The sequence below is a fragment of the Mycobacterium sp. genome, assembly GCF_039583805.1.
Classification (GTDB): domain Bacteria; phylum Actinomycetota; class Actinomycetes; order Mycobacteriales; family Mycobacteriaceae; genus Mycobacterium.
In genome coordinates this window covers 1-4,211 of the sequence record NZ_JAVKSH010000173.1, presented here as the reverse complement: position 1 = coordinate 4,211, position 4,211 = coordinate 1, and the positions used below count along the sequence as shown (strand labels likewise).

General features: G+C 70.9%; 5 protein-coding genes and 1 pseudogene. 3 read left to right on the top strand and 3 right to left on the bottom strand.

Annotated elements, in window-relative coordinates; genetic code table 11:
• Nucleotides 1-14: 14 nt before the first annotated feature.
• Nucleotides 15-1,253, top strand: a complete 1,239-nt coding sequence (locus ABDW21_RS16465) for a Mur ligase family protein (RefSeq protein WP_343710756.1) — start codon at nucleotides 15-17, stop codon at nucleotides 1,251-1,253.
• Nucleotides 1,254-1,255: 2 nt separating this feature from the next.
• Nucleotides 1,256-1,957, top strand: a complete 702-nt coding sequence (locus ABDW21_RS16460) for a type 1 glutamine amidotransferase (RefSeq protein WP_343603216.1) — start codon at nucleotides 1,256-1,258, stop codon at nucleotides 1,955-1,957.
• A 75-nt stretch (nucleotides 1,958-2,032) separates the two neighbouring features.
• On the opposite strand, the gene recR is transcribed toward ABDW21_RS16460, so the two are convergent.
• The gene (recR, locus tag ABDW21_RS16455; protein WP_343603209.1) at nucleotides 2,033-2,644 is read right to left on the bottom strand and encodes a recombination mediator RecR; all 612 of its coding nucleotides are present in this window, start codon (nucleotides 2,642-2,644) and stop codon (nucleotides 2,033-2,035) included.
• A complete protein-coding gene (locus ABDW21_RS16450; protein WP_343603211.1) occupies nucleotides 2,637-2,963 on the bottom strand; it encodes a YbaB/EbfC family nucleoid-associated protein in 327 nt (108 codons plus the stop codon). Before ABDW21_RS16450 ends, recR begins: the two co-directional genes overlap by 8 nt.
• A 109-nt stretch (nucleotides 2,964-3,072) precedes the next feature.
• Here ABDW21_RS16450 and ABDW21_RS16445 point away from each other — a divergent pair, with 109 nt between their 5' ends.
• Nucleotides 3,073-3,834: an Rv3717 family N-acetylmuramoyl-L-alanine amidase gene (locus tag ABDW21_RS16445; protein WP_343603213.1), complete on the top strand. Its 762-nt coding sequence runs from the start codon at nucleotides 3,073-3,075 to the stop codon at nucleotides 3,832-3,834.
• Between the two features lie 40 nt (nucleotides 3,835-3,874).
• Here the strand turns inward: ABDW21_RS16445 and ABDW21_RS16440 are convergent.
• A pseudogene (locus tag ABDW21_RS16440) lies at nucleotides 3,875-4,211 on the bottom strand (hypothetical protein); the annotation flags it as partial.

Below are 4,211 nucleotides of genomic sequence, written 5' to 3'. Positions count from 1 at the left end.
CTTACACTGCGCGGGTGATCACCGCCCGCGGACGCCTGGCGCTGGCCGCGGGCTCAGCCGTGCGCTGGGCATCGCGGGCGACCGGCCGGGGCGCAGGCGCGATGATCGGCGGTTTGGTGGCGATGACGCTGGACCGCTCGCTTCTGCGTCAGCTGGGTCAGGGCCGGCGCACCGTCGTCGTCACCGGAACCAACGGAAAGTCGACGACGACCCGGATGACGGCGGCCGCGCTGACAACGCTGGGCCCCGAGGGGCAAGTCGCCACCAACGCCGAAGGCGCCAACATGGATGCCGGCCTGGTCGCCGCGCTGGCCGCCGACCGTGACGCCCCGCTGGCCGTGCTGGAAGTCGACGAGATGCACGTCCCGCACGTCCTGGATGCGGTAGACGCCGCCGTCGTCGTCCTGCTGAACCTGTCGCGCGACCAGCTGGACCGCGTCGGTGAGATCGCCGTGATCGAGCGCACGCTGCGGGCCGGCCTGGCCCGGCATCCGACCGCGGTGGTGGTCGCCAACTGCGACGACGTGCTGATGACGTCGGCGGCCTACGACCGCGCCGGGGTGGTGTGGGTGGCTGCCGGCGGCGGCTGGTCGGCCGACTCGATCAGCTGCCCGCGCAGCGGCGGGGTGATCGTCCGCGACCAGGGCCACTGGTATTCCACCGGCGCCGAGCTCACGCGGCCCAGCCCACACTGGTGGTTCGACGACGACACGCTCTACGGGCCCGACGGGCTGGCCCTGCCGATGCGGCTGAGCCTGCCCGGATCGGTGAACCGCGGCAACGCAGCACAGGCCGTCGCCGCCGCCGCCGCGTTGGGGGCGGACCCGGCGGCCGCGGTGGCGGCGGTGTCGCTCGTCGACGAAGTCGCCGGACGTTACCGGACCGTTCGCCTCGGCGAGCACAACGTCCGAATGCTGCTGGCCAAGAACCCGGCCGGCTGGCAGGAGGCGCTGTCGATGGTGGACACGCAGACGGCCGGGGTCGTCATCTCGGTCAACGGGCAGGTACCCGACGGCGAAGACCTGTCCTGGCTGTGGGACGTGCGTTTCGAGCGTCTCGACGACGTTGCGGTGGTGGCCGCCGGCGAGCGCGGCACCGACCTGGCGGTGCGGCTCGGGTACGCCGGTGTGCGGCACACCCTGGTGCACGACACGCTGGCGGCCATCGCGTCGTGCCCGCCCGGGCCGGTGGAGGTCGTCGCCAACTACACGGCGTTCCTGCAGCTGCAGCGACGGCTGGAGCGCCCCCGGTGACGGTGCGGATCGGGCTGGTGCTACCCGACGTGATGGGCACCTACGGTGACGGCGGCAACGCGGTGGTGCTGCGGCAACGACTGCTGTTGCGGGGCATCGCCGCGGAGATCGTCGAGATCACGCTTGCCGATCCGGTGCCGGATTCGTTGGACGTCTACACGCTCGGCGGAGCGGAGGACTACGCGCAGCGGCTGGCAACCCGGCATCTCAGCCGGCACCCGGGCCTGCAGCGTGCGGCCGCCCGGGGTGCGCCGGTGCTGGCCATCTGCGCGGCCGTCCAGGTGCTCGGCCAGTGGTACGAGACGTCGGCGGGAGAGCGGGTCGACGGGGTGGGCCTGCTCGACGCGTCGACGTCGCCGCAGCCCAAGCGCACCATCGGCGAACTGGTCAGTCGACCGCTGCTGGCCGGGTTGACGGCGCCGCTGACCGGTTTCGAGAACCACCGCGGCGGCACCGTCCTCGGACCCGACGCGTCACCGCTGGGCGTTGTGGTCACGGGCGCCGGCAACCGAGCGGGCGACGGGGTCGACGGCGTGGTGCAGGGCAGCGTGATCGCCACCTACATGCACGGGCCGTGCCTGGCCAGAAACCCCGAGCTGGCCGACCTGCTGCTGACGTGCGTGGTGGGTGAGCTGGCGCCGCTGGAGCTGCCCGAAGTGGAGTTGCTGCGCCGCGAGCGGCTGCGCGCTTCGTCCGCACGTTGACATTGCACACAGGGCCGTGGATTACGCCGCGAATCAACAGCCCTGAGTGCAATCTCAACGACAGGAAAGCCGCAATCAAGCCATCGCGCGGCGGCCGGTCAACGCGCGGCCGAGCGTCAGCTCGTCGGCAAATTCCAGGTCACCGCCCATCGGCAGCCCGGACGCGAGCCGGCTCACCGTCAGGCCGGGGATGTCGCGCAGCATCCGCAGCAGATACGTGGCGGTCGCCTCGCCCTCGGTGTTGGGGTCGGTGGCGATGATCACCTCGGTGACGTCGACGCCGTCGACCTGCTCACCGATCCGGTTCAGCAGCTCGCGGATGCGCAGCTGCTCGGGACCGACGCCCGACAGCGGGTCCAGCGCGCCGCCCAGCACGTGGTAGCGGCCGCGGAACTCACGGGTGCGCTCGACGGCCTGGATGTCCTTGGGCTCCTCGACGACACACACCAGAGCGCCGTCGCGGCGCGGGTCCACGCAGATCCGGCAGCGCTCGTCGTCGGAGACATTGCCGCAGACCGCGCAGAACCGCACGCCGTCGCGGACCCTGGCCAGCACCGCGGTGAGCCTGTCGATGTCGACCGGTTCGACCGACAGCAGGTGAAAAGCGATCCGCTGCGCGCTCTTGGGTCCGATGCCCGGCAGCTTGCCGAGCTCGTCGATCAGATCCTGAACCGGCCCCTCAAACACCCAGCGCGCCGCCCATCCCGCCGGCCAGCGGGCCCAGCTGCTCCTGCGCCATGGCAGTGACCTGCGCCGACGCGTCGGCCAGCGCGCCGACGATCAGGTCCTGCAGGGTCTCGACGTCGCTGGGGTCGACGGCCTGGGGGTCGATCGTGACCGCCACCACCTCGCCGCTGCCCTTCACGGTCACCTCGACCAGGCCGCCACCGGCTGTGCCGTGCACCTCGGTGTTGACGAGCCGCTGCTGGGCGGCGAGCAGTTGCTGCTGCATCTGCTGCGCCTGCTGGAGCAACGCCGACATGTCGGGCGGGCCACCGGGTTGCATGGCAGTCTCCTTGCGTCGTGGTCTCGACTTGGTTTCGGCTCGGTTTCACTCGAGGCGATCCGGCAGTGCGGAAACTCAAGCCTAGACGGCGGAAAGCTACGGTGGTGCGGTGCGCGTACCAGTTCGCCTGCGTGTCGGGATCGCGGTGGCCCTCGGCGTTTTCGCTGCCGCCCCGATGCCGCCGGCCCCGACGGCCACCGCAGCGCCCGCCAGTATCGCCGGCATGATCGTGTACCTGGACCCCGGCCACAACGGAGCCAACGACGCGTCCATCAGCCGCCAGGTGCCCACCGGCCGCGGCGGCACCAAGAACTGCCAGGCCAGCGGAACGTCGGCAGCCGACGGCTATCCGGAGCACACCTTCACCTGGGACACCACGCTGCGCATCCGCGCCGCGCTCAACGCGCTGGGCGCGCGCACCGCCATGTCGCGCGGCAACGACGACGCCCTGGGCCCCTGCGTGGACCAGCGCGCCGAGATGGCCAACGCGTTGCACCCCAACGCCATAGTCAGCATCCACGCCGACGGCGGTCCACCGACCGGGCGCGGGTTCCACATCAACTACTCGGCGCCGCCGCTCAACCAGGTGCAGGCCGGCGCGTCGGTGCAGCTCGCCCGGATCATGCGCGACCAACTGCAGGCCTCGGGCATTCCGCCGGCCAACTACATCGGCCAGGACGGCCTGTACGGGCGTTCCGATTTGGCCGGGCTGAACCTGGCGCAATACCCGGCGGTGTTGGTCGAGCTGGGCAACATGAAGAACCCCGCTGACTTGGCGCTGATGGAATCCCCGGCCGGCCGGCAGAAATACGCCGACGCCGTGGTCCGGGGCATCGCGGGCTTCCTGGGCGGCCAAGCCCAGACCGGCTGAGCCGCAACGGCCCCGGCCGGGAGATCGAGCGGGCGAAGCCCTACGGGACCAGAGGGGCTAAGTCGTCGATGGCCGCGGTGATCGCTATGCCGATGAACTCGAATTCGAAGCCGGCCGACAGCGTGAGCAGGCCGGTGTCCGCCGCAATCGGCAGACCGATGGCATCGAGCGGGTTGGACAGGTTGTCCTGGACCAGGCTGATGTCGTAGGCGGGCAAGCTGGTCACCACAGCATCGGCCAGGTCCGCTGTATAAAGCTGCAGGGTATTCAGCAAGGCGACAACACTGGCGGCGGCGTTGCCGACGTCGGTGATCGTCGCTGCGGGATCACTGGCGGCGACCGACAATCCCGTCACCAGATCCGTCAGGCTCGCCAGC